The organism is uncultured Parasphingorhabdus sp., from assembly GCF_963975555.1.
Taxonomy (GTDB): domain Bacteria; phylum Pseudomonadota; class Alphaproteobacteria; order Sphingomonadales; family Sphingomonadaceae; genus Parasphingorhabdus.
The window spans coordinates 103,886-130,257 of sequence record NZ_CAXBHH010000003.1; the positions used below are offsets into that span (position 1 = coordinate 103,886).

Sequence of the window (26,372 nt, forward strand, 5' to 3'; positions counted from 1 at the left end):
TCTTCCTCTCCCTGAGCAACCCGTGTCGACTGCATCACAAAACTTTTCTGCAGGGAACGACATTCAATGTAAAAAAACCACATAGCGGTAGATTCGGCGGACAATGCGATATAGCCTCGACGTCTGGAAATCGAATCGCTAAACGGCGGGGCGAAGAGCGCAAATAATTGCGGGCATGAGGAGTTTAATATGGAATTGTTGGTATCGACCGACTGGCTAGCCAACGAACTGGGTGCGTCTGATTTACGAGTAGTCGACGCGACAAAATTCATGGCTGATGCCGGACGCAATCCTGCAGCCGAATATGAAGCTGGTCATATTCCTGGCGCGGTCTTCATGGACCTCAGTGATTTAACCGACACCAGCAATGCAGTCGAGAATATGCTGCCACCGGCGGAAAAATTCGCCAGCCGGATGCAATCGCTTGGCCTCGGCGACGGCAGCCGTGTAGTTCTCTATGATGACAGCCCGCTGCAGAGCGCAGCGCGCGCATGGTGGATGCTGACGATTTTCGGCGCTCACGAAGTCGCCATTCTTGACGGCGGCATCGCCAAGTGGAAGGCCGAAGGCCGCCCGCTGGAAACCGGCAAGGAAGCACTGCGCCACCGCCATTTCACCGTCTGGAAAGACGACAAGGACGTCCGCACAAAGGCCGACATGCTGGCCAACCTGCACAGCAAGGACGAACAGGTTGTCGATGCGCGGCCCGCAGACCGGTTTAGCGGCGAAACACCGGACCCGCGCGGCAACGCCGCCTCTGGCCATATCCCCGGCTCGACCAATATTCCGCACAGCAGCTTCTTCAACGCTGACGGAACCTGGAAAAGCGCTGACGAGATCAAAACTATCTTTACGGATGCCGGTGTCGATCTCTCGAAACCTCTGATCACAACCTGTGGATCGGGCATGACCGCAGCGGTTGTATCCTTCGCAGCAGCGGTTGCTGGTGCCGAAAAGACCGCCCTCTACGATGGCAGCTGGGCCGAATGGGGCGCCGATGCGGACACTCCGAAAGAAACCGCCTGAATATGCCAGCGCTGCTGGAACTATAATTGGCTGACAACGGCTCTGGTTCAAAAAAACCCGCGACACAGGTCGTTACCGGCGGTCGCCGGAAAATATGGACCGGAGCCGTCGTCAACCCGCCTGTCTGGCGTGGCAGCACGCATCTATACGACGATGTGGCCCATCTGCGAGATGGCCTGAAATCCAATGATGACGGCCGTTTTTTCTATGGCCGGCGCGGGTCTCCGACCCAATGGTCACTTGCCGAGGCACTGACCGAAATGGAGCCCGGTGCAGCCGGCACCATGCTTTACCCCTCCGGTGTAGCCGCCATTTCCTGCGCTTTGCTCGCTATTCTGCAGCCGGGCGACGAAATATTGCTCACCGACAGCAGCTACGATCCCAGTCGCAGCTTTGCCGATGCCTTTCTCAAGCGCATGGGCATTGCGGCGCGCTATTATGATCCGATGATCGGTGCGGATATTGCCAGTCTCATAGGCTCGCAGACAAAAGCCATTTTGATGGAAAGCCCCGGCAGCCTGACCTTCGAGGTGCAGGACGTACCAGCAATTTGCAAAGCGGCTCATGCAGCAGGCGTGATTACCCTTCTCGACAATACTTGGGCGACGTCACGCTTTTTCCCGGCGCTCGAGCATGGCGTCGATATCGCGATAACCGCCGCCACCAAATATATTGTGGGTCATAGCGATGTGATGATGGGGTCCGTAACTACGCACAGTGCTTACTGGACTCGCCTCCGGCGCACTGCCCAGCAACTGGGTCAGGTCGTTTCCCCCGATGATGCCTATCTCGCCGCTCGCGGATTAAGGACACTGGACGTCCGTCTGCGGCAGCATGAAGCCAGCGCCTTGCAAATTGCCCATTGGCTGAAGGACCGGCCCGAGGTCGGCCTCGTCCTCCACCCTGCCCTGCCTGATTGCCCGGGCCATGAAATATGGAAACGCGATTTCAAGGGATCAGCGGGTCTGTTTTCGTTCGAACTGTCAGATGGCGACGACAGAACGCGCGCCGCTTTCATCGATGCGCTGACGCTGTTCGGGATCGGCTATAGCTGGGGCGGGTTTGAAAGCCTCGCCCTGCCGGTCGATCCGGCAAAACATCGCACCGCAACCACATGGGCGGGGAAAGGCCCGCTGGTGCGGCTGAATATCGGGCTGGAAGACCCCGAGGATCTGATCGCCGACCTTGCCAAAGGCTTTGAACATTACCACAGTGCGCAGCCATGATAGACAATGCGTACCAATATCTGGAGTCTCTGACTTCCGACACTCCTCGCAATGTCCAGTATATCGAAGGTGCCGTTGCCGCCGCACTGGTCATGTTATCTCTTACCGCCGGCTGGTATCTCAGCAATTATATCGGTCCCAAGCTGCGCCACCTCTGGGAAGCGCGGGCAGGGTACGAGAGCGAGCTAGCGGGTCGCCGCATCCGCGACATGACGCGGCGCGCCACCACCTTCATTTTATGCGGCATTTTCCTGTCCTTCTATCCCTGGCATCTCATTGCACAGGTCGTCTTTTCTCTCACCATCGCCATCACGGTCGGCCTGTTTGCCAATGACCTGATCCGCGGCGTGCGGATGCCGGACTGGCTGGGAACGGTCATCGGCCTCGCGCTCTTCGTGAGTATCGGATCCGGATTGGTCGGCGGGATAGCGCCGATTACCGAAGCATTGGACAAGGTCGGATTCGGCATCGGCACGAAGAGGTTTTCTCTGCTCTGGCTTGTGACCGTTGCGATGACCGCCGTGATCCTGCTCGCGGTTGCCCGGGTGCTGATGAAACTGGTCACCTATATCATCGGCAATAGCGAGCTCGACGGCGCGCAAAAGCTTCTGGGACAGAAGCTGGCCACCGTTGCCATATTGGCCGGGGCCTTTGTCCTTGGCCTCGACGTGGTCGGGATCGATCTAACGGCGCTGGCGGTATTTTCCGGTGCCTTTGGTCTGGCTATCGGCTTCGGCATGCAGAAAACGATCGGCAACCTGATTGCCGGCATCATCTTGCTGATGGACCGCTCAATCAAGCCCGGTGATGTGATCGCGGTCGGGAACACCTACGGCTGGGTCAACAAGATCGGCGTGCGTGCGGTGTCCGTTCTCACCCGCGCGGGCAAGGAACATCTGATCCCGAACGAGGATCTGATGACACGCGAAGTGGAAAACTGGTCCTATTCCAGCCCGAATATCCGGATCAGCATCCCGGTTGGCGTATCCTATAACACCGACATGGACCAAGCGATTGACCTGATGAAACAGGCCTGCGTCGATGTACCGCGCGTGCTCAACCATCCCAAGCCGGTCGTATGGATGCTCGAATTTGGCGAAAGCAGTGTGAATTTTGAAATCCGTTGCTGGATCAAGGACCCGCAATCGGGAGTGGGCAACTTCAGGGCAGCGATTCTCAAACGGGTCTGGGATCTGTTCAAGGAACATGGCGTCGAGATTCCGTTCCCGCAGCGCGATGTTCACATCCGGTCATTACCGGAAGGCGGAACGGTCAAGTTCGAACCCGGTCCCAAATAGTCCGGTCGCGGAACAGAATCGCTTCTCGCCGGTCAAGACACGATCGCGGGCATTGACGCTGTCGACGAAGGGCAGCGCGACCGATTGACGCTTTATTAATCATCCTGGATCGAATTCGCCTAAATTTTAAGCGCCGGAAATGCGCTTTGTGGCGCAAGTGCAACAACCGATGATTATGTCACCTTTCCTGTCGTTTTCTTTCTTGTGCAGCGCAATATTATAGACCAGCTTTCTCATGCATGTTTAAAGACTGTTCGCGTTCGGGGCATCTGGCGTAATAAAAAGACAGCTGAAGCAATGCCAGGAGGGGCGATACGCATTAACGAGAAAGGGATTTCCATGCGCACGTCCAATAAAATTACCCTTGGCGGAAGAGCCAAGTCGACTGTTCTAGGCCTCTCGGCCATCTTGCTGGCCAGCACGGCCGCACCAGCCTTCGCGCAGGACGCAGAAACATCTGCCAGCGCTTTCACTATTTCCGGAAACGCTACCGTTACAAGCGACTATCGCTTTCGCGGTGTCGCCCAGTCCGGCGGCGACGTAGCCATTCAAGGCGGTATCGATGTTGGTCATGAAAGCGGCTTTTATGTCGGAACATGGGGATCCTCGATCAACTTTGCCGGTGGTACCGAGCTCGATGTTTACGGCGGCTGGTCTGGTGAAGTAGCGTCGGGCATTTCCGCTGACGTTGGTTTGCTATATTATTTCTATCCTGACGCCGGCGGCGTTGGCGGTGGTGCAACCGATTTCTTTGAACCTTATGCATCCGTATCAGCGACCTTGGGTCCAGTTGAAGCCACCGTCGGTGCTGCCTATGCATGGGGCGGACAAAGCGCTTTGGCCGACGACGATAATATCTATCTTTACACCGACCTGAGTGCGGGCATTCCTAACACTCCGGTGACCGTGAATGCTCATTTGGGCTATTCGGATGGTGATAGTTTTCTCAGTACCCTGCAGGGAACGGACAACAATTACGTCGATTGGTCACTTGGTGTTGATTATGCAATCTCGCCGAATCTGACGCTGGGAGTAGCCTATACGGATACCGATGATGCCCCGGCCCAGAAAGATTTCACCGATTCTGCTTTCATCTTCACTCTCGGCGTATCCTTCTAAATTCACATCGTCACGCTGAAAAAGGGGGCCGTTCGGACAACCGGGCGGCCCTTTTTTTTAACTGGCTGCGACAAGTCTTTGCGTTGCCGCATGCATGGGACCATCGATGACCGCCTGCAAATTACCGGTCTCGACGATCCGGCCTTCTTCCATCACAGCAATCCGGTGACACAGCCGGCGGGCAGCCGCAATGTCATGGGTGATGAATAGCAGGCTCAGCCCATTCTCCGCTTGAAGTCTGGCCAACAGCATCAGGATCTCCGCTCCGACCAGCGGATCAAGCGCAGATGTTGCCTCGTCCAGCACCAGCAGTTGCGGGGCCGCGATGATCGCCCGCGCGATCGCGACCCGTTGCGCCTGACCACCGGACAGGCTGGCCGGCAACCGGGTCAGATAATCTTCCGCCAGGTCAACATTGGACAGCGCCTGCCGCGCCAGATCGTCTCGTTCGGCCTTTGTCAGATCGGCCCGAAGATTACGCAGCGGTTCGGTGACGATGTCGAGAACCTGCCATTGCGGATCGAGACTGGCGACGGGATCCTGAAATACTGGCTGGATCAACCGGCGCATCTCCGGACTGCGCTGCCGCCGCTCGGGAAGCGCGCTGCCTTGCCACAGGACTTCGCCTCTGGTCACCGGCCCGATACCGGCAATGGCGCGTCCCAAGGTCGACTTTCCTGAACCGGAACCACCAACCAAAGCCAGGGATTCGCCTTGCCGGACCATGATGCTCACATCCGCAACGGCAGAGATTGTTCCGCGGCGCCAGCCGGGCCGTTGAAATTCGACACCAACATCTCTGGTCTCGAGCAGGACATCGCCAGGCTTGGCTAGTTTTGGCGACGGCTCGTCGAGACGCGGTGTGGCCGCGATCAGACGCCTCGTATAATCTTCGGCTGGATTGGCAATGACTTCGACCGTCGGACCCGTTTCCACCACCCTCCCCTTGTCCATCACCAGCAGCTGATCGGCATGGCCCTCGACCGATGCAAGGTCATGGCTGACCAGCAACATCCCCAATCCTTGCTCGGCGCGCAATTGATCGAGCAGGTCCATGATCTCGGCTCGCAAGGAAGCATCAAGTGCGCTTGTCGGTTCGTCGGCGATCAGCAATTTGGGACTGTGCGCGATAGCAGCTGCGATCATCACCCGCTGGCGTTCCCCGCCAGACAATCGGTGGGGGAATTGGTCGAGCCGTTCATCGGGACGAGACAGACCGACACGTTCCAGTTTTTGCGCCAACTCTCTCCGCGAAGGCCGGGCGGCCCCGGCCTGCATCGTTGCTTCCTGTAATTGCGCGCCGACCGTCAGATGAGGTGTCAGGGCAGTCAGGGGTTGCTGGAATATAAAACCGCTCAGCCTGCGACGCGCATCTCTCAATTGATCGACATCGGCACTCGCGAGATCAATACCATCCAAGCGGATCGCTCCGGTAGCTATACCGGGTGTCAGTCCGAACGGCGTCAGGCAAGTCAGGCTCTTTCCCGAACCGGATGCGCCGATGATCGCGGTGCACTGGCCCGGTTCGACGGTCAGGCTGACATCCTCAACCAGCCGATTGCCTGCGATATCCACGGCGAGATTGCGGATTTCATAAAGGCTCACGAGAAGCGGTCTCTCAGTCGTTCGCCCTCTATCGTCAGGCAGACCAATATCACCACGAGCAGACCGCCGGGCAGTAACAGACCGAGCGGCGTCATATCCATGTCATCGGCGCCTTCCTTGACGAGGATACCGAGCGATGTCAGCGGTTCCTGCACACCGAGCCCGAGGAAGGACAGAAAGCTCTCGACCATCACGACTTGCGGGACGGTCAGCATCAGATAGGCCAGCGCGACGCCTGCAATATTGGGCAATATATGCCGCAGCATGATCATGATCGACGGTGTCCCTGCTGCCTCGGCAGCAAGAATGAAGGGGCGCTGTTGGAGCGCCATCACCTGCCCCCGGACCACGCGCGCCATGGTCAGCCATTCGACCAGCCCGATGCCGACGAAGACCAGCAATATCGAGCGTCCGAAGACGACCATCAGCAGGATGACGATGAACATGAAGGGCAGCGCGTAGAGACCGTCGACAATCCGCATCATCGCCTCGTCGACTCTCCCGCCGATCCAGCCAGCGGTTGCTCCCCATGCGATGCCGACGATCAGCGAAACCAGCGCCGCCGCAATAGCGACCATCAGCGTGATCTGCGTTCCTGCGGCCAGCCGTGCCAGACGGTCCCGGCCAATCTCGTCGGTACCAAAAATATGCGAACCGCTAAACGCCGGCGCACGGACGGCATCCCAGTCGATCTGGTCATAGGTCCACGGCGACAGGAACGGGAGCAACAAAGCCAGCACGACAATCAACAAGACAATCGACAAAGGGAAGTGGCGTTTCAGCAACGCCTCACCCTTCCCGCATTCTGGGATCAAGCCAGCCGTAAATCAGGTCGGCGAACAGGTTGAAAAGAATGATCAGCGCGGCGTAGAGCGTGACCACGCCAAGCACGAGCGGATAGTCGCGATTGAGCGCGCCCTGGACAAAATAGCGGCCCAGACCTGGCAGCCCGAAGACGGTTTCCACCACGACCGCGCCGGTCAAAAGACCCGCCGCTGCCGGACCGAGATAGCTGGCGACCGGAACCAGGGCGGGACGCAGGCCATGTTTGAACAGGATTTTCGTTTCGGAGAGGCCCCGCGCCCGTGCGGTGCGGATATGATCCTGCTTGAGCACGCTTGCCAGTCCGGCGCGGGTAAGCTTGGCGATCGCTCCCGACACCGGCAGTGCCAGCGCGACCACCGGCATGATCAGCCAGACGACACCGTCACCAGTTCCCGAGACCGGCAACAAACCCAGCCACAGACCGAATAGCAGCGCGAGCGCCGGTCCTGTGACAAAGGTCGGCAGCGCGGTAGCGACGGTTGCCAGCATCATGATCGTCTTGTCGGTGGCCTTTCCCGCTTGCACAGCGGCAAACAGGCCAGCCGTCACACCGATGGCCAAGGCCAGCACTATCGCCAATCCCCCGAGCATCAGGGAAATCGGCAGGCCCTGCGCGATCAGCTCCGATACAGTGAAATCACGATAGACCAGAGATGGACCGAAATCCCCCTGCACCAGCCGCGACACATAGAGCCACGCCTGCTCCCAAAGCGGCCGGTCCAGACCATAAGCCTGTTGCAACGCCGCCTGCGTAGCCGGATCGAGCGGGCGTTCGCCATCAAAAGGCCCGCCGGGCGCCAGTCGCATCAGAAAGAAGGAAGCCAGTATGATCACCAGCAGCGTCGGGATTGCCGTCAACAGCCGCCGGGTGATCAGGCTCAGCACCTGCCGCTAGAGCTCCATTGCGCCGAAACAGCTCCGCACTTCGGTGATGAACGATTCCGGCACTTCCATCGCTGCGAAGTGACCGCCTTTTTCAGGCTCGCCCCAGTAACGCAAATCCTTGAACCGTTGCTCTGCCCAGCGGCGCGACGGGGTGATGATCTCGTTGGGAAAAATACTGCATCCGGAGGGAATGTTGACCGGATCAATATTCGGCGCGCCAAAGCTTTCGCGGTATAGACGTGCCGACGAAGCTCCAGCATTGTTGAGCCAGTAGATCATGACATTGTCGAGCAGACGGTCAGGGTCGAAATTTTCATCGGGCGCTTTGGCGCCTTCCGCCCATCCCTGGAATTTCTCCATAATCCAGGCCATCTGGCCGACCGGCGAATCCGCCAGACCATAGCCGAGCGTTTGTGGCCGGGTCCGCTGGATTTCCGCATAGCCGGTGCCTTGCGTCTGATAGACGGCGAAATGCGCCAGCGATGCTTGCTCTGCTGGCGTCAGATCGGCCATAATCTCTTCGGAAGGGGGGCCAACCACGACGATGTTGACGTGGATGCCGGCACAATGGCCAAGATTTTGTGCGCCGATAACGGATGTCACCATCCCGCCCCAGTCGCCGCCCTGCGCGAAATAACGGTCATAGCCGAGCCGGGTCATCAGCACGTCCCATGCCTTGGCGATTTTTTCCATTCCCCAACCGGTCGCGGTCGGCTTGCCCGAGAAACCGAAACCCGGCAGGGTAGGGACCACCAGATGATAGGCATCTTTCGCCTCGCCGCCATAAGCCACCGGATCGGTCAGCGGACCGATTACATCCAGGAACTCGACGATCGATCCCGGCCAGCCATGGGTCATGATCAGGGGCCGAGCGTCAGCTTCCGGGGAGCGGATATGCATGAAGTGGATATCGACGCCGTCGATCTCGGTCAGATGATGGCTATATTGGTTGAGCTCATCCTCGCAGCGCCGCCAGTCATAGCTTGTCCGCCAATGTTCGACGATGGTTTTGACATAGTCGAGCGGAATGCCCTGCGACCAGTCATCCACTGGCTCCGGATCAGGCCAGCGCACGTGGCGCAACCGGATATCCAGATCGTCCAGCGCGGTCTTCGGGATATCAATATTAAAGTCTCTGATTTCGTCGCTCATAATATAAATATCCTTATCCGGTCGCCCCAGACCACTCGAAGGGCGATTACTCAATTCCTGTCTTCATCCTCCGAAATTCTCGGGGTGAACGGCTTTGCTCCTACATCGTCGGAACGGGGGTTTCGCCGGAATAATCATAAAAGCCCTTGCCCGTCTTGCGACCCAGCCAGCCAGCCTCGACATATTTCATCAGGATCGGCGCAGGGCGATATTTCGGGTCGCCAAAGTCGTTCTGCAGCACGCGCATGATTTCCAGCAAAGTGTCGAGACCAATCAGATCGGCGAGCGTGATCGGCCCCATCGGATGGCCGAGGCCCAGTTGGATGCCGCGATCAATATCTTCCATCGACGCCGTGCCTTCACCCAATGCGAAGAAAGCCTCGTTGAGCATCGGCAGCAGGATGCGGTTGACGACGAAACAGGGTGAATCCTTCGCCATCACCGGTGTTTTTCCCACCGCTTTGGCGAAATCGCTGGCCATGGCTGCGGTCTGATCGCTGGTCGCAAGACCGCGGATGACCTCGACCAGTCCCATGAGCGGCACCGGATTGAAGAAATGCACGCCGACAAAGCGCGACGGGTCTTTCACCGACTGCGCCAGCCGGGTGATCGAAATTGACGAGGTATTGCTCGCCAGGATCGCCTGATGGCCGAGAACCTCGGACGCCGCCGCGAAAATCTGGCGCTTGATTTCTTCGCGCTCGGTGGCGGCTTCGATGATGATATCGGCATTGGCCATCGGGTCGAGCTGCACGATGGGTTCGATACGCCCCAGTGCGGTGTCGGCGGTCTGCTGGTCGATCTTTTCTTTTTCAACCAGCCGTGCCAATTGCTTGGCAATACCGGCCTTGCCGCGTTCGGCAATCTCGAGACTGACATCGGACAAATAGACATGATAGCCTGACTGCGCTGAAACCTGTGCGATGCCGGCACCCATTTGTCCCGATCCGATAATGCCGATTGCTTTCATTTCATGTCTTTCTAGCTATTCATTATGATTCAACAAGCCACTAGCGATTGTCGGTCAAACTGGCTAGATTGCAATTATGCCCCCTATCAGTTTCATCGCTGGAATATTTGCGATAATCGCCACGACCGCTACTTTGCCCACTCCACAGCTGGGTGAAATCCGGACGTTCAAGGACTGGGCCGCTGGCTGCGACAACGGCGGCAATTGCGAAGCCGTCTCGCTGATGTCGGATGGGCCCGAAGCAGGTTTTGATGACTGGGGCGGGCCAATCTCCATTGTCCGTACCGCAGATAATGATGATATTTTCAAGATTCGCGTCCTGTTCGAGGCCAGGGAAATGGATCGCTATAAAATGATCATCGACGGCCAGCTGGTTGATACCGGACCGATTGTCCAGGGTGACTATCCGATCGAAATTGTTGGCGAAGATGCCAGAAAAGTCGCGCAGGCGATTATCAAAGGGAAGCTTCTGGTTTTACAGGGGCCGGCAGACGAAAATATCACCCGGACATCGCTGGCGGGTTCATCCGCCGCCTTGCGTTACATCGACCAAAAACAGAACCGCGTCGGCACCCGTAGCGCTCTGGTCGCGAAGGGATCACGGGCTTTCGAACCAGCAAGCACCGGTATACCGGTGATCCTTGTCGACCGGTGGGAACCCGCAAAACTGGTCCCCGAAGCCAGTGCCCTTGTCGCGCTCGCCGAGGATTCAAAATGCAAGCAGGAGCGCTATGGTCTGATCGAGGATCAAGCCTATCCGCTGGGCAAACGCGGTGATCTATACCGGGCTCTGGTATTGATATCCTGTGGCTCCGGCGCCTATAATTTTTCCAGCGCGCCATTTATCGGTGAATATCGAAAAGACAGTGCAGAAGGCTGGACCTTCACGCCCGCCAAATTTGACCGTCAGCCCAGTTGGGGCGGCGAAGGCACTGATCCCGTGCTGATCAATGCCAGCTGGGACGAGAAGGACCAGACGCTCAGCAGCTATGGCAAGGGCCGCGGACTGGGTGATTGCGGCAGCGCTGAAAATTACGTCTGGGACGGGGAACGGTTCCGTATGACCGACGCCACCGCGATGCCCGAATGCCGCGGTGCCTATGACTGGATCACCATCTGGCGGGCAAAATATCAAAAGCTCGAACCGGCAAAACCGGCAACCAAATAAATTTCAGGGTGCGTGCTTGAGCGGGTGCGCCTCTACCAGCATGAGCGTGAAATAATCCCGCTCGTCGCTCCATTCGTACAGCGGCGTCCAGCCGCCGGCCCGCAACATCAGCCGGGCATCGCGCAAGCCATATTTATGGCTGTTTTCGATATGCAACCTCTGGCCCTCGACCAATTTATGGACCTTGCCGTCGATTGAAAATTCCATGTCAGCCTGGGCCTCGAGATAGATTTCAATCCGGGCATAAAGGTCGTTCCAGACTGCGATATGCCGGAATTGCTCGACGCGAATATCCCCGTCCAGTTCGCGATTGATCCGGTGGAGCAGATTGAGCGAGAATTGCGCCGTCACACCGGCGCTATCATCATAGGCATTGACCACTATCTGCGGGTCCTTGATCCGGTCAAAGCCGATCAGCAGTTGCGCGCCCTCACCCAATGTTTCCCGCATGAATCGCAGCAAATCGACCGAGGTACGGGCGATCATGTTGCCAATCGTGGAGCCGGGAAAGAAACCGAGCTTCGGCATGTCCGCAACAGCCTCCGGCAGTTCGACCCGCTTCATGAAATCGGCCTCGACCGGATGTATCGGCAGATCCGGAAACTCCTCTTGCAACTGCGATGCGCTATGCTCGAGAAATTCGCCGCTGATATCGATCGGGACATAGGCGGCCGGATCAATCGCCTTCAGCAGATGAGGCGTCTTGGTGGAACTGCCGGAGCCAAATTCAATCACCGCCCGGTTCGGGCCGACGGCCTCTGCAAAAGCGGGTCCATTGGCCTGCAGCAACTTTGTCTCGGTGCGAGTCGGATAATATTCGGGCAGCTCGGTGATTTCCTCGAATAGTTCCGATCCGCGGCGATCGTAAAGCCAGCGCGCCGGCATCGCGTAGGTCTGCTGTTCGAAACAGCGCCTCACATCCTTGCGAAAAGTATGATCAACGAGTGAAGTGGTCATGTCCATGGGAGGGGGCGTCCTTTGCGTCAAATATCTTTGGCGAGCCGCAGTCCGCAGAACTGCCAGCGCTGGTGGGGGTAAAAGAAATTCCGGTAACTGGGCCGGATATGCTGAGGCGGGGTGGCGATACTGCCACCTTTCAGGACCGACTGACCCGACATGAACTTGCCATTATATTCGCCGACTGCGCCCTCCGCGGGCTTGAAACCGGGATAGGGCAAATAGGCGCTGCCGGTCCATTCCCAGACAGCACCGGTGCCAGGCAAGCCGTCGTTGGCGGCCACTTCCCATTCCGCTTCGGTCGGCAAACGTGCACCGGCCCATGTTGCAAAGGCATCGGCTTCATAGTGGCTGATATGTTTGACCGGTGCCGACAGATCAAGATTTTGATTACCGGCCAGTCCGAACTCGGCCCATTCCTGATCTGACATCCGGTTCCAATATGAGGGTGCTTCGATCACTTGCTGCTGCACCCAGGCCCAGCCGTCGGACAGCCAGTGACGGGCCTCGCGATAACCGCCATCCTCGATGAATGCGAGCCATTCGCCATTGGTCACCGGACGATTGGCGATCGCATGCGGCGACAGCAGCACATCGTGGCGCGGACCTTCGCAATCAAAGGCAAAATCCGGTCCGTCATGACCGATCTGGTGGATGCCGGTCCTGCCATCGATCCATTGCAGGGGCCCGGGTTCAGCGGCACGGACAGGCGCGGCGCTGGAATAAGCGGGCTTCAGCGGGTTGCGGAAGAAAAGATGCAATATGTCAGTCAGCAGCAATTCCTGATGCTGTTGTTCGTGATGGAGACCGAGTTCGACCAGATCGAGCAATTCTTCGGAGAAATCGGCCATTGCCTCCGCCATCGCCTCGTCGACATGGCGGCGATAGGCCATCACCTCTGCCAGCGACGGGCGCGTTAGCAAGCCTCGCTCCGGCCGGGCATGTCTTGCTCCCTCGGCTTCATAATAGCTGTTGAACAAATAGGGATAGGCCTCGTCGAACAGGCGATAGCCCACCACATGATCGCGCAGCAGGAAAGTTTCAAAAAACCAGCTGATATGGGCAAGATGCCATTTTGTCGGTGAAGCATCATCCATCGATTGCACGGTTGTATCGGCATCGCTCAAACCATCGGCAAGACGCACCGAATGTCTCCTAACCTCCCGGAAGCGGTCCGTTAGCACGCTCGATCGGGGAGCATTGGCCGAACCGGACAAGGACGGAAACGGGCGTTGAGATTGGCTTGCGATCGGTCCTACTCCGGTGAATGCTCTGATTCCTTTCAGAACATAGAGCGAACAATGACTGGGTCAACAACGCATATTTGCGCCAGATGGTTGCAAAAATTCGGAAAGCGTGGCGAAACTGCCGCCTAGCGCGATGCTCCGGGCACCCATAAAATATCGTCTGCACCGCCATTGTTCAGCGCCCGGCCGAGCACGAACAGATAGTCGGAAAGGCGATTAATATAGGCAAGCGCCTGCGGATTGATGCGCATTTCCTGAGCCGCGGCGACACAGCTACGCTCGGTGCGTCTGGCAATGGCCCGCGCACAATGGATACCCGCTGCCGCTTTCGAGCCGCCGGGCAATATGAAACTGGTCAGAGGATTTAAATCGGCGTTCACAGCATCGATTTCCGTTTCCAGCCGCTCGACCTGCGACGGCACCACGCGCAGCACCATTTGCGAAGGTTCAAAATCATCACCCTCTGCTGCCGGTGTTGCCAGATCGGCACCCAGATCGAACAGATCATTCTGGACAACCCGCAAAGTCTTGACCAGCACGCCATCCGTGATGTCGCAAATCGCCAGACCGAGGGCGCTGTTCAGTTCATCGACATCGCCAATCGCAGCCATGCGCGGATCATTTTTCGCCAGCCGCGACCCGTCGACCAGTCCGGTCGTACCGTCATCGCCGGTTTTCGTGTAAATCTTGTTGAGTTTTACCATCGGGGGAGCTGACTAGCTCTGACCGCCCGCCAGTGCCAGCAACACCACCACCAGCACGATCGCAATCGCCTGGTATTTGACGCGGGCAAACATCATTTCATTCTGCTTCTTGTGCGACGCCGTGATGCCATCGGCATCAACATCATCCGGCTCCATATTGGCGAAGGCGATCAGCCCGCGAACCAGTGCATAAACGACAGCACCTGCGGCTGCGATGATCATCAATATCAAAATATAGCTCATAAATTCACCTTAAGCCGCCGAAAGCGATATTCCAACAGGGAAGTTTGCTGCGCGGAGTTCCTGTAGCAGTTCATATCCGCTGCGGCCAGCAGTCCGCAATACGGACAAAGAGGCAGAATCCCGACTTTTCGAAAGCTTCGCACCGCTTTCATCGAGCAACAGGGGATGATGAAAGTAAATCGGGGTGGGCAAATCCAGAAGAGCTTGCAGCAGCCGATGGATATCGGTGGAAGCGAAAAGATCGTCACCGCGCACCACATGGCTAATCCCGTCACGGGCATCGTCGAGCGTCACCGCCAGATGATAGGCGACCGGTGTATCTTTCGGGACAATGACGACATCCCCCAGCTTCTCCGCATGAATGATCTGCTCGCCGTGCCGCTCATCATACCAATCGAGCGGCCCGGTCCTCGCAATAGCCTTGGCAACATCAAGGCGCCAGCTATGCGGCTCGGTTCGCGCCCGTTCCCGCGCCAGAGCGGGGTCAAGATGACGGCAGGTGCCCGCATAGATCGGGCCATCCGGCCCTTCCGGCTGCGGACCGGCTTCCTGCGTCTGCCGCATACTCGTCCGCGTGCAGAAGCAGCGGTAGAGCATATCCATATCTTTCAGCCGCTCCACCGCAACGGCGTAGCTCTCGAAACGCTCGGACTGGAATATCACGTCCCCGTCCCATATCAGCCCGAGCCATTGCAAATCCGCCAATATCGCCTCGACAAATTCGGGCCGGCTGCGCCCGCTATCGATATCCTCGATTCGGAGAAGGAACCGGCCATCCCGCTCCCGAGCAAAATCATGGGCCACCATTGCAGCATAGGCATGGCCCAAATGTAACAATCCATTGGGGCTGGGGGCAAAACGCACCACAATATCTCGTTTCAATTGCGTACTTGACGTCATGAGGAGTATATTGTTCTTTGTGTCATAGTCATGTCATGTTCTTAGGCATAAAGAACGGGCAGTAAAGGACAAGGGAGACAGCGCTTATGTATCACCCCGACTTGCTACGGCATCCGGAAAGCTGCCCTTCGCTCGTCCTCAACGCTGACTATACGCCTCTTTCTTATTATCCGCTCAGCCTGTGGCCTTGGCAAACTGCGATAAAAGCGGTGTTTCTCGACCGGGTCGATATCGTCTCCAGCTACGAGCGCGAGGTACACAGCCCCAATCTCGACATGAAAATCCCGTCGGTGATTGCGCTAAAGAAATATATCAAGCCGTCCGAATATCCCGCCTTTACCCGCTTCAACCTGTTTTTGCGCGACAGATTTGAATGCCAATATTGCGGATCGCCCGACAATCTCACTTTTGACCATGTCATCCCGCGCCGCCAGAAAGGCCGCACAACCTGGGAAAATGTCGCCACCGCCTGCCTGCCCTGCAATCTCAAGAAAGGCGGCCGGACGCCGAAGGAGGCGCATATGCAGCTCGCCAATCGTCCGATCAAGCCGACCAGCTGGCATCTGCAGGAACATGGCCGGGCATTCCCGCCCAATTTTCTGCACGATACATGGCATGACTGGCTTTATTGGGATATCGAACTGGAGAGCTAGGCCGTTTCTATCCAATAACGACGACACCCTTTTTTGCCTCTTCTGATTTGACCTTTCGGGACCACTCTGCGTGCGGACTCGATATAATGACCAATTTGCGCTATAGTTCGCGACGTAATGTTGCGTATCTGATGAGTCCCACCACCTGACCTTCGGGAGGCTTATATGAGCAAACCATATCTGACATTAGGTGTCGCGCTACTTGCTATAACTGCTTGCGGCGCACCTGCAGAAGCCCAATCCGGTTCTGTTGCCACTGCAAACATGACTGATGCGGAGATCGCCCAAATGGCGGGCGCGCCGCTTTTTGACGGCATGGGCAATTATAGTCGCAAAATTTCGACCAGTTCCGCCGCTGCCAATCGCTATTTCAATCAGGGCATGGTGCTGGCGTTCGGTTTCAACCACGCCGAAAGCATCCGCTCCTTCCGGGCCGCCCAGCGGCTCGATCCCGGTTGCGCGATGTGCTTTTGGGGAGAGGCTCTGGCCACCGGTCCCAATATCAATGTGACCAGCAAGGGCAAAGCGGTGATGAGCGAGGCCGACCGGAAATCCGCCTTCGCCGCTATCAATCGCGCCTTGGCCCTGAAAGACACGGCCACACCGCTGGAGCAGGCGCTGATCGAAGCACAGGCCAAACGCTATAACGGCGATGCGTCAACCGCCCGCGAACCTCTCGATCTCGCTTATGCCGGGGCAATGGAGAAATTCGTGGCGACCTACCCGGATGATGACGATGCGGCGGCCATTTATGCCGAATCATTGATGAACACGATGCCTTGGGATTATTGGTCAGCAGACGGCAAAGCAAAGCCGGAGACCGAGAAAGTCATTGCCACGCTGGAGCGGATTATCGCCCGCAGTCCAAAGCATCCGCTCGCGCTCCATCTGTATATCCATGCGGTCGAGGCATCCGACCAACCCGGACGGGCCGAGGACGAAGCAGACGCGCTGGCAAATCTGGTGCCCGGATCTGGGCATCTTGTGCATATGCCGGCGCATATCTTCTGGCGGGTCGGGCGTTATGACGATGCGGCCAAGGCCAATGTCCGGGCGGCATCCGTCGACGAAGAATATATCGCGGCCTGCAACGCGCAGGGATTTTATCCGGCGTTATATTATCCGCACAATATCCATTTCCTCTGGGCAGCCACCAGCATGTCGGGTCAAAGCAAAATGGCTCTGGAATCGGCGCGCAAAGTCGCTGCAAATGTGCGGCTGGAGCAGATCGAACAATTCCCTACCGTGGAGTTTTTCAAGACCATTCCACTGCAAACGCTCGCCCAGTTTGGCAAATGGCCGGACATCATGGCCGAACCGGCCCCGCCCGGGAATCTCGACTATTCCAACGCAATCTGGCGCTATGCGCGCGGTCTCGCGAAGGCGAATATGGGAGATATCGACGGTGCACAGGCCGAACGCGCAAAACTCGCGGCGGTGAAGGACTCGGTGCAGATCCGTTTTCTCGACAGTGCGGATTACCCCGCCAGCGTGCTGCTCAATATCGCCGATGATCTGCTGCAGGGCGAAATAGCGCTCAAGTCGGGCGATCCCGATCTGGCGGCCAGCCATTTTGAACGGGCCGTGGAGAAGCAGGACAGCCTGCCCTATATGGAACCGCCATTCTGGTATTATCCGACCCGGCAGTCGCTGGGCCAGGCGTTGCTTAACGGAGGCCGGTTTGCCGAGGCGGAAGCCGTGTACCGGAAAGACCTCGAAGACTATCCGCACAACGGCTGGTCGATGTCGGGACTCGTCGCTGCGCTTGAGCGGCAAGGCAAGATGGACGAGGCCAAAAAGGCAAAAAGCGCCTTCGCGATCATCTGGGCGAAAGCGGACGTGAAAATTAATGGTTCGCGGCTCTAGTTTGGCTTGACCGTTTATCTGCCGCAGTGCAGCATATCGTCATGACCCAATCACTCACCGTTCGCCAAAATCCTGACATTAAATATCTCGGCAAATTGCTGGGCGATGTCATTCGTTCCTATGGCGGAGAGGAGCTTTACCGGCGCACCGAATATATCCGGTCGACCAGCGTCGATCGCCATCGCGGCTTGGCGGATGCGGACGCCATAGACCCCGGCCTGGATGCGCTCTCGCTCGATGAAACGCTGGCTTTTGTCCGCGGGTTCATGCTGTTTTCCCTGCTCGCCAATCTCGCCGAGGATCGCCAGGGCGTTGCCGCTGAAAAAGGTGCCACCGTGGTCGAGGCAATCGAATTGCTCGCCAGCGAAGGCGTTGACCGGGACGCTATCCTGAAGCTGCTCGACGACGCCTTGATCGCGCCGGTGCTGACCGCCCATCCGACCGAGGTCCGGCGCAAGAGCATTATCGATCACAAATCCCGGATTGCCGAACTTCTGTTGATGAAAGATGCGGGAGAAGAGGAAACGCCGCAAGGCGACATGCTCGACGCCGCAATCCTGCGCCAGATCGCTCTGCTCTGGCAAACCCGTCCGCTACGCCGCGAGCGGCTGTTCGTCACCGATGAAGTGCAGATTTCGCAAAGTTATATGAAGGACGTGTTCCTGCCCGTTCTGCCCCGGCTCTATGCTAAATGGGAGCAGACTTTGGGCGCACGCCTGCCGAGTTTCCTCAAGCTCAACAGCTGGATTGGCGGCGATCGCGACGGCAATCCCTTCGTTGACGCCGGTGCCATGGAAGAGGCGCTTTCACGCGCCGCCGAAACCGTCATCGGCTATTATCTGATGTGCGTTCACACCTTGGGCGCAGAACTGTCCATCTCAACCGAACTGGCCGAAGTACCGGACGCGGTCATCGCGCTCGCCGACGCCAGCGGTGACGATTCGCTCAGCCGCAAGGACGAACCCTATCGCCGCGCGCTGTCGGGCATTTATGCCAGATTGTCCGCGACCCATCTTAAACTCTGCGACCATGTGCCGGGCCGTATGTCCCCCCTCGCCGCCAACGCTTATGACAATCCGCAACAGTTGCGCGAGGAACTCGTCATATTGGCGCATGGCCTGAAATCGGCCGGCAAGGGCGTCTTCGCGACTTCCGGAGCATTGGGACGCTTGATCCGCACGGTTGAACTATTCGGTTTCCACCTCGCCACGCTCGACATGCGCCAGAACAGCAAGGTCCACGAACGGGTCGTCGCCGAATTGCTCAAGCAGGCGGGCGTCGAGGATGATTATCTCGCACTGGACGAAGCGGCACGGGTCAAACGGCTGCGCGCCGAACTGGCCAATAACCGCCCGCTGGCCAGCCCGTGGATCACCTATAGCGACGAGACCGCTAAGGAATTATCGATCATCCGGGCCGCCGCCGAAGCGCACCGGAAATATGGCCCTGACGTCATCACCAATTATAATATCAGCAACGGCGAGAGCGTTTCCGACATATTGGAAGTCTATGTCCTGCTGATGGAGACGGGTCTCTATCACGCGCCGACCGAGGACAACGCATCGCCCTCCTGCCCGGTCATGGCTGTGCCTTTGTTCGAAACCGTCGCCGATCTGGAAAATGCGCCTCAGGTGATGACCGATTTCTTCGCCCTTCCGGAAATGCACGCGCTCGCGAAAGGCCGCGGTCATCAGGAAGTGATGATCGGCTATTCGGACAGCAACAAGGATGGCGGTTATCTGACCTCGACCTGGAGCCTGTTCAAGGCGAGCGATGCCCTGACCCCGATATTCGCCGAGGCTGGCATCAAAATGCAGCTGTTCCACGGACGCGGCGGTGCCGTGGGTCGTGGTGGCGGCTCGGCCTTCGGCGCGATCAAGGCGCAGCCCAAGGGCACCGTCGCCGGTCGCATCCGGATTACCGAACAGGGTGAAGTGATTGCCGCCAAATATGGCACAGAGGATGTCGCGGAAGCCAATCTGGAAGCGATGACATCGGCGGTGCTGATCAATTCGCTTGAGCCCGACCAGACGGATAGCAAAGTGCAGGCCGATTTTGCCGTAGCGATGGATGAAATCTCGCAAGTTGCTTTCACCGAATATCGTGATTTGGTGTATGGCGACGACAGCTTCCGGACCTTCTTCCGGCAGATGACGCCACTCACGGAAATTGCAAAACTCAAAATCGGCTCGCGCCCCGCCAGCCGCACGAAGAGCGACAAGATCGAAGATTTGCGCGCTATTCCATGGGTGTTCAGCTGGGCACAGGCCCGGGTGATGCTGCCCGGCTGGTATGGCGTCGGACAGGCGCTCACCGCCTTTGAAGACAAAGCAAAACTGAAAGACATGGCGCAAAGCTGGCCGTTCTTCCAAGCCTCGCTGTCCAATATGGAAATGGTTTTGGCCAAGTCAGACATGGGCATCGCCGCCCGCTATGCCGAGCTGGTCGAAGATCAGGACATGGGCCAGACGTTTTTCGGCCGCATCCGGTCCAGCTGGTACCAGACGCGCGATATATTGCTCGACATCACCGACCAGCCGCATCTGCTGGCGAAAAGCCCGGCGCTGTTCAACAGCATCGAGTTGCGCCTGCCCTATATCGAGCCGCTCAACCATCTCCAGATCGAGCTGATGAAACGGCTGCGCGCTGGCGAAGACGACCCGCGCATCGGCGAAGGAATCCAGTTGTCGCTCAACGCGATAGCAACCGCATTGCGCAACAGTGGCTGATTTCTAGCTGACTCCAAGGCCCGCACAGGCGAATTCCTGCTGCGGGCCAGAATGCGATTCTTCCGAGCATTTTTGTCAGTCGCCTGCATCATTGACCCCGCCTAGACTTCTCCGAAATTAGGAGAGATTCATGGCTGTCGAGACCAAGCGTAGTTTTTGCCGTTTTTGCCACGCAAGTTGCGCAATGATCGTTGAAGTGGAGGACAATAAGGTCAAATCCGTTCGCGGCGACAAGCAGGACCATCTGTTCCACGGCTATACCTGCATCAAGGGCCGCCAGCTACCCGACATGCACAATCTCCCCGACCGGATGATCACCAGCAAAATCCGCCAGCCCGATGGCAGCTTCAAGGATATCTCGACCGCCGAAGCGCTCAAACTGGCCGGCGCGCAGATGAAGAAAATGGTCGAAGAACATGGCCCCCACAGCATCGCGGTTTACTGCGGCACCAACGCCTTCCAGAACAGCGCCGTCCTCGGCACATCCTATGCCTTTGCCCAAGGCATCGGCTCGCGCAACTGGTATACCAGCGTCACCGTCGATCAGCCGGCCAAGGTGTTCACGACCGCGCGCTATGGCATGTGGATGGGTGGCGGCAACGCCTTCACCGAATCCGATGTTGCAATGTTTGTCGGCAATAATCCGATTGTTTCTCATTATTCCGGCGGCATGCCGACATCCTCGCCATCACGCGGCCTGCGCGATGCCAAGGAACGCGGTCTCAAGGTTATCGTCGCCGACCCGCGGGTCAGCGAAATGGGCAAATTGGCCGACATCTATCTGCCGGTCAAACCGGGTGAAGACCCTGCCCTGCTCGCCGGGATGCTCAACGTCATTTTCGAAGAGAAGCTGTTCGACCAGAATTTTGTCGCAGCCCATGTCGATGGCGTTGAAGAGCTGGAAGCCGCGGTCAAATCCATGACACCCGATATCGCTGCTAAACGCGCCGGGGTCGACAAGGACCAACTCGTCGCCGCTGCCCGTATGTTCGCTGGCGCCAACAAGGGCCGCGTCGTCACCGGCACCGGTCCGGAAATGGCTGGCAATGGCACGCTGACCGAATATTTGGTCGCTTCGCTCAACATCCTCTGCGCCCGCTTCAACCAGGAAGGCGAGAAGGTTTCCGCGCCGATGGTTTTCAACCCGCTGATGGGCGGACCGAAAAAGGCACAGGTCGCGCCAAAAATGCCGACCTTTGGCGAAGGCTTCCCGAAATCGCGGATCCGCGGCCTCGGCCATCTCGGCAAGGAAATGCCGTGCAACGTACTCGCGGACGAAATCCTGACGCCCGGCGAGGGCCAGATCAAGGCGCTGATCTCGATCGGCGGCAATCCCGAAATCGCCTTCCCCGACCAGCAGAAAGTCCGCCGCGCGCTGGACGAATGCGAATTGTTCATTCAGGTCGACCCCTGGATGTCCGCCAGCGCCAAGCGGGCCGACATGATCCTTGCGCCCAGCATGTGTCTGGAACGCGAAGACATCAACAATGTCTCCGACGCCTTCACCGAAGAAGCTTATGGCCATTATACCGAAGCGATGGTGCCCGCGCCCGGCGACACGATGGACGAATATGAAATGCTGTGGTGGCTCGCTAAGCATATGGGCATTGAGATGAATTTCCCCGGTGGTTCGGCTTCGATGGAATCATGCCCCGATAAAGCGACCATTCTCGATCTGATTTCCGAAGGTTCGCTGCTCAAACCCAGCAAGGCGAAAGCCGATGCTGCAGCGCTGGAACGCAAAGGCGCGGCAATCACTTATGAAGAACTCCACCCGGTGGTCGGTCCGGCCGATCCGGAAGCTTCAGAAAAATTCGATCTGAACGCGGGCGCCATGCCGAGCCAGTTGATCGACTATGCCGCTTATGACCCGGTCGATGATGGTTTCGATTTCCGTCTGATTTCGCGCCGGTCCAAGCATCGCTATAATAGCAACGGCCATACTTTTCCCAAACTGGTCGAAAAAATGCCGACCAATCCGGCCTTCTTCAACCCCGCTGATCTGGCCGCAGCTGGCATCGAAGATGGCGCGATCATCGAAATCACCTCACCCACTGCCTCGATATTCGGCCTCGCCAAAGCGGACGAAAAAGTCCGCCAGGGCGTGATCTCGATGAGCCACGCTTTCGGCGACAGCGAGGCCGGCAAGGGCGACGTGATGACCAAGGGCGGCTCGACCAACCGGCTGATCGTCGATGATGACCATCTCGATCCGATTACCGGACAGGCAATGCAGAGCGCGATTCCGGTCCGAATTGCAATTGCTTAGGAAAAACGCATCATGGCGATGACACAAGCCTATATCGATCAGATGAAACGGCTGATGGAATGGGAGGCTGCCCGCAATGCACCGCCCGAAAGCTTCCCCCGCCTGCCCGACTTGCCGGCTGGTCGTTACACCAGTCAGGAATATTACGACCTCGAGCAGCAATATCTGTGGAAGAAGAGCTGGCTATTCGCCGCGCATATTGATGAAGTGCCCGCGCCCGGATGTTTCATGAAATGGGAACAGGTCGGCGATCCGATCATCATCGTCCACGGCATGGATGGCGAGATGCGCGCCTTTTACAATACCTGCCGCCATCGCGGGGCGCCGGTCGTCACCGAGGAAAAGGGCAAGGCGCCGCGGCTGATGTGCGGCTATCACAACTGGACCTACAAGACCGACGGAACTCTGGTCGGCGTTCCGGAAAAACAGGATTTTGGCCCTGACTTCGACATGTCCTGCCGGAGCTTGATTCCGGTGAAATGCGAGATGCTGGGCAATCTCATTTTCGTCAATTTTGATGAAGACGCGATGCCGCTCAAGCAATGGCTCGGGCCGGTCTGGGATGAGTGGAAGGAATTCCGCTTTGACAAGATCAGGCTCGCGGCGCGCCACAGTTTCGACCTGAAGTGCAACTGGAAGGTAGCGATGGAGGCCAATATGGAGGTCTATCACGTTCCCTTCATCCATCCCGACACGGTCGCGCCTCTGGTCGACAGCAAGCGCAATGTGAATACCATCTATCCCAATGGTCACGCCCGGATGCTCGCCCCTGCCCCGGAACAGACCGACCGCGAGCATGTCCGCGCGATCGATAGCCCACCGGACTGGCAAGAAATTGAAGGCGTGGGCGAATTTGGCCGGACCTGCACGCAAAGCTACACGATGTTTCCCAACTGGGTCTCGCCGCTGAGTAATTATTTCGTTCCGCCGCTGATCTTCTGGCCGACTTCGCTCAATACGACGCGGATCGAACTGGTGACCATGGCGATGGACTGGGGCGATGGCCCAGCTCCGGATCTCTGGACCGTGCCCGATGACAGCAAGCCCAATGGCCGCGATATGTCGCCAATCATCCTCGAAGACACGCAATTTGGCGAGATGATTCAGAAATCGATGGAGAGCGACGGCTTCAAAAGCGTACCGCTGAGCTATCAGGAGGCGCGCATCTACAGCTTTCACCAGACTTGCGACAAGATGATCGGTCTCAACCGGGTTCCGGAAAATCTCGCAGTGAAACAAGTGATTGGCGAGGAATGGGTCTATCCCAACGATCCGCGCGTCGCAGAAATGGAACAGATGGAAGCGGCGGAATAGCGTTTAATCTAGCCTTTCTCGCTCCCCTTCCCTAAATGCACAAACATGCATTTTCTCGATCAAGCCAAAATCTATGTCAGCTCCGGTCAGGGCGGCCCTGGCGCTGTCAGTTTCCGGCGCGAAAAATATATCCAATATGGCGGCCCAGATGGCGGCAATGGCGGTAAAGGCGGCGATATCGTCTTCCTTGCGGTCGAAGGCCTCAACACGCTCATCGACTTCCGTTACGCCCAGCATTTCAAAGCCCCGCGCGGCAAAGGCGGCGCGGGTCGCAACCGTACCGGCGCAGGTGGCGAAGATCTGATCGTCAGGGTACCGGTAGGCACGCAGATATTGTCGGAAGACAAGGATCATGTGCTGCTCGATTTTACCCACGAGGGCCAGCAAGCGATGTTCCTCGAAGGCGGCATCGGCGGACGCGGCAATGCCAGCTACAAAAGCTCTACCAACCGTGCGCCGCGCCAGCACCAGCCCGGCGAACTCGGCGAGGAAGCGGCTGTCTGGCTGCGGCTCAAGCTGATTGCCGACGCCGGTCTTGTCGGCCTGCCGAACGCCGGCAAATCGACCCTGATCAACAAGGTTACCAACGCTGGCGCCAAAGTCGGCGCCTATCCGTTCACCACCATCCATCCGCAACTTGGCGTAGTCCGGCACAAGAGCCGTGAATTCGTGCTCGCCGACATTCCCGGACTGATCGAAGGCGCCGCAGACGGAGCGGGCATCGGCGACCGCTTTCTCGGTCATATCGAGCGGTGCAAAATATTGCTCCATCTTGTCGACGCGACCGGTGATGATCCGGTACAAGCCTGGAAAACAGTCAGCAAGGAGCTGGAGAAATATGGCGGTGGACTCGCCGAAAAGCCCCAGATTCTCGCGCTCAACAAGGCCGACCTGCTCGACGACGAACTGATGGCCGACATTGCCGACCAATTGCGCGCAGCCGGAGCAGAGCATGTCCTTCCCGTGTCTGGTGCAACCGGCGAAGGCCTGGACGCCGCGCTCGACAAAATCCTTGAAGCGGTTGGCGAAAATAGCTCGATCGAACGCAAGGGCCAGACAACACTTACCTCGGGCAAAGAGGAAGTAGCCAAGGATTGGTCGCCATTGTGAGTGCCGCAAAGCCGGACACGATCGTCGTCAAGGTCGGGTCATCCCTGCTGGTCGGCGAAGATGGCAAGCCACGACGGGACTGGCTGAAAACGCTGGTTGCCGATATCGCAAAACGCCATCAGGCGGGCGATAATGTCATCATCGTTTCATCCGGATCGATTGCCCTTGGCGCGCGGAAACTCGGTCTCGAGAAAGGCGGGCGGGCCAGTCTGGCCGACGCGCAAGCCGCCGCATCGGTCGGACAGATCGCGCTGAGCAGCCTGTGGTCGGAATTGCTGGGAGAGCATCAGCTTACCGCCGCCCAGATGCTGCTTACGCTAGACGATATGGAAGATCGCAAACGCTATCTCAATGCAACCGCCACGCTGGAAAAGCTGATCGAGCATCGTGCGGTTCCGGTGATCAACGAAAATGACAGCGTCGCCACCGACGAGATCCGCTTTGGTGACAATGACAAGCTGGCGGCGCGGGTCGGTCAGGCCGCGTCGGCGGACCGGGTATTATTGCTCTCCGATATAGACGGCCTTTACGACCGCAGGCCGGACAGCCAGACCAACGGACAATTTATCGGCCTGGTCGAAATTGTCGATGATAATATCATGGCGATGGCGGATGGCAGCTCTTCATCCGGACTGGGTTCCGGCGGGATGACCTCCAAACTGGAAGCCGCAAAAATCGCCAATCTCGCGGGAATCGAACTTTCGATCATCTCGGGCCGCGAAGAACACCCGCTGGAGCGCTATGCACTGACCAATGTCGGGACCCTGTTCAAGGCCGGTGACGGCGCCAGTGCCCGCAAAGCCTGGCTGGGCGGGCGCCTGACATCTGCCGGAACGATCACGATTGATGGCGGCGCGATAGCAGCCCTGCAATCGGGCGGCAGCCTGCTCGCAGCGGGCATCATTGCCATCGAGGGCCAGTTCAAGCGCAGCGACGTCGTCGAGATCAAGGATCTGGACGGCCTGTCGATCGCGCGCGGTCTGGCCGAATATGACGCGCTTGATTGTGCAAAAATCATTGGCCGCCGCAGTTCGGAACTGGAGGCCCTGTTGGGCTACGCGCCGCGCAGCGCCGTGGTCCACCGCAACCAGATGGTGCTGGTCTAG

Annotated in this window: 22 protein-coding genes; 12 read left to right on the forward strand and 10 right to left on the reverse strand. The window is 58.0% G+C overall.

All coding sequences use genetic code 11. The features are described from left to right. Positions 1 to 189 precede the first annotated feature (189 nt). From sseA to AAC060_RS08490, 4 genes are all read left to right on the forward strand, one after another. On the forward strand, positions 190 to 1,026 hold the full coding sequence (gene sseA, locus AAC060_RS08475; protein ID WP_339824963.1) for a 3-mercaptopyruvate sulfurtransferase: 837 nt from the start codon (positions 190 to 192) through the stop codon (positions 1,024 to 1,026). A gap of 26 nt (positions 1,027 to 1,052) precedes the next feature. After that, positions 1,053 to 2,252, forward strand: a complete 1,200-nt coding sequence (metC, locus tag AAC060_RS08480) for a cystathionine beta-lyase (RefSeq protein WP_339824966.1) — start codon at positions 1,053 to 1,055, stop codon at positions 2,250 to 2,252. After that, positions 2,249 to 3,550 carry a mechanosensitive ion channel domain-containing protein gene (locus AAC060_RS08485; RefSeq protein ID WP_339824969.1) on the forward strand — a complete coding sequence of 434 codons (1,302 nt, stop codon included), beginning with the start codon at positions 2,249 to 2,251 and terminating at the stop codon, positions 3,548 to 3,550. The genes metC and AAC060_RS08485 overlap by 4 nt, the downstream gene beginning before the upstream one ends. A 339-nt stretch (positions 3,551 to 3,889) precedes the next feature. Next, a complete protein-coding gene (locus tag AAC060_RS08490) occupies positions 3,890 to 4,669 on the forward strand; it encodes a TorF family putative porin (protein ID WP_339824971.1) in 780 nt (259 codons plus the stop codon). A 57-nt stretch (positions 4,670 to 4,726) separates the two neighbouring features. Here AAC060_RS08490 and AAC060_RS08495 read toward each other — a convergent pair whose 3' ends face one another. From AAC060_RS08495 to AAC060_RS08515, 5 genes are all read right to left on the reverse strand, one after another. Beyond that, a complete protein-coding gene (locus AAC060_RS08495) occupies positions 4,727 to 6,274 on the reverse strand; it encodes an ABC transporter ATP-binding protein (protein WP_339824974.1) in 1,548 nt (515 codons plus the stop codon). Beyond that, a complete protein-coding gene (locus AAC060_RS08500; RefSeq protein WP_339824976.1) occupies positions 6,271 to 7,059 on the reverse strand; it encodes an ABC transporter permease subunit in 789 nt (262 codons plus the stop codon). Before AAC060_RS08500 ends, AAC060_RS08495 begins: the two co-directional genes overlap by 4 nt. Positions 7,060 to 7,063: 4 nt before the next feature. Further along, positions 7,064 to 7,984: an ABC transporter permease gene (locus tag AAC060_RS08505; RefSeq protein WP_339824978.1), complete on the reverse strand. Its 921-nt coding sequence runs from the start codon at positions 7,982 to 7,984 to the stop codon at positions 7,064 to 7,066. Positions 7,985 to 7,990: 6 nt separating this feature from the next. After that, on the reverse strand, positions 7,991 to 9,136 hold the full coding sequence (locus AAC060_RS08510) for an epoxide hydrolase family protein (protein ID WP_339824980.1): 1,146 nt from the start codon (positions 9,134 to 9,136) through the stop codon (positions 7,991 to 7,993). 100 nt (positions 9,137 to 9,236) lie between these two features. After that, positions 9,237 to 10,106, reverse strand: a complete 870-nt coding sequence (locus AAC060_RS08515; RefSeq protein WP_339824982.1) for a 3-hydroxyacyl-CoA dehydrogenase NAD-binding domain-containing protein — start codon at positions 10,104 to 10,106, stop codon at positions 9,237 to 9,239. A 76-nt stretch (positions 10,107 to 10,182) separates the two neighbouring features. Between AAC060_RS08515 and AAC060_RS08520 the strand changes: the two genes are divergently transcribed. Further along, positions 10,183 to 11,274, forward strand: a complete 1,092-nt coding sequence (locus AAC060_RS08520; RefSeq protein WP_339824984.1) for a DUF1176 domain-containing protein — start codon at positions 10,183 to 10,185, stop codon at positions 11,272 to 11,274. Between the two features lie 3 nt (positions 11,275 to 11,277). On the opposite strand, the gene egtD is transcribed toward AAC060_RS08520, so the two are convergent. The 5 genes from egtD to gluQRS all read right to left on the reverse strand — a co-directional run bounded on the left by egtD (position 11,278) and on the right by gluQRS (position 15,307). Beyond that, positions 11,278 to 12,231, reverse strand: a complete 954-nt coding sequence (egtD, locus tag AAC060_RS08525; protein ID WP_339824987.1) for an L-histidine N(alpha)-methyltransferase — start codon at positions 12,229 to 12,231, stop codon at positions 11,278 to 11,280. Between the two features lie 26 nt (positions 12,232 to 12,257). Then, positions 12,258 to 13,448, reverse strand: a complete 1,191-nt coding sequence (gene egtB / locus AAC060_RS08530; RefSeq protein WP_339824989.1) for an ergothioneine biosynthesis protein EgtB — start codon at positions 13,446 to 13,448, stop codon at positions 12,258 to 12,260. 155 nt (positions 13,449 to 13,603) lie between these two features. Further along, positions 13,604 to 14,182, reverse strand: a complete 579-nt coding sequence (locus AAC060_RS08535; RefSeq protein WP_339824992.1) for a cob(I)yrinic acid a,c-diamide adenosyltransferase — start codon at positions 14,180 to 14,182, stop codon at positions 13,604 to 13,606. Positions 14,183 to 14,194: 12 nt separating this feature from the next. Beyond that, positions 14,195 to 14,425 (reverse strand): hypothetical protein, encoded by a 231-nt coding sequence (locus AAC060_RS08540; RefSeq protein ID WP_339824995.1) that lies wholly within the window; start codon positions 14,423 to 14,425, stop codon positions 14,195 to 14,197. 9 nt (positions 14,426 to 14,434) lie between these two features. Further along, positions 14,435 to 15,307, reverse strand: a complete 873-nt coding sequence (gene gluQRS, locus AAC060_RS08545; protein WP_339824998.1) for a tRNA glutamyl-Q(34) synthetase GluQRS — start codon at positions 15,305 to 15,307, stop codon at positions 14,435 to 14,437. Positions 15,308 to 15,411: 104 nt separating this feature from the next. Here gluQRS and AAC060_RS08550 point away from each other — a divergent pair, with 104 nt between their 5' ends. The 7 genes from AAC060_RS08550 (at position 15,412) to proB (ending at position 26,372) form a co-directional block, all read left to right on the forward strand. Next, a complete protein-coding gene (locus AAC060_RS08550; protein ID WP_339825000.1) occupies positions 15,412 to 15,978 on the forward strand; it encodes an HNH endonuclease in 567 nt (188 codons plus the stop codon). A 165-nt stretch (positions 15,979 to 16,143) separates the two neighbouring features. Continuing rightward, positions 16,144 to 17,844, forward strand: a complete 1,701-nt coding sequence (locus AAC060_RS08555; protein WP_339825003.1) for a hypothetical protein — start codon at positions 16,144 to 16,146, stop codon at positions 17,842 to 17,844. 41 nt (positions 17,845 to 17,885) lie between these two features. Further along, positions 17,886 to 20,573, forward strand: coding sequence for a phosphoenolpyruvate carboxylase (gene ppc, locus AAC060_RS08560; RefSeq protein WP_339825006.1), 2,688 nt, complete (start codon positions 17,886 to 17,888; stop codon positions 20,571 to 20,573). A 130-nt stretch (positions 20,574 to 20,703) separates the two neighbouring features. Further along, entirely contained in the window at positions 20,704 to 22,842 is a 2,139-nt protein-coding gene (locus tag AAC060_RS08565) for a molybdopterin-dependent oxidoreductase (RefSeq protein ID WP_339825008.1), read from the forward strand. A gap of 12 nt (positions 22,843 to 22,854) precedes the next feature. Then, positions 22,855 to 24,156 carry an SRPBCC family protein gene (locus AAC060_RS08570; protein WP_339825010.1) on the forward strand — a complete coding sequence of 434 codons (1,302 nt, stop codon included), beginning with the start codon at positions 22,855 to 22,857 and terminating at the stop codon, positions 24,154 to 24,156. Positions 24,157 to 24,201: 45 nt separating this feature from the next. Beyond that, positions 24,202 to 25,266, forward strand: coding sequence for a GTPase ObgE (gene obgE, locus AAC060_RS08575; RefSeq protein WP_339825012.1), 1,065 nt, complete (start codon positions 24,202 to 24,204; stop codon positions 25,264 to 25,266). After that, positions 25,263 to 26,372 carry a glutamate 5-kinase gene (gene proB, locus AAC060_RS08580; RefSeq protein ID WP_339825014.1) on the forward strand — a complete coding sequence of 370 codons (1,110 nt, stop codon included), beginning with the start codon at positions 25,263 to 25,265 and terminating at the stop codon, positions 26,370 to 26,372. Before obgE ends, proB begins: the two co-directional genes overlap by 4 nt.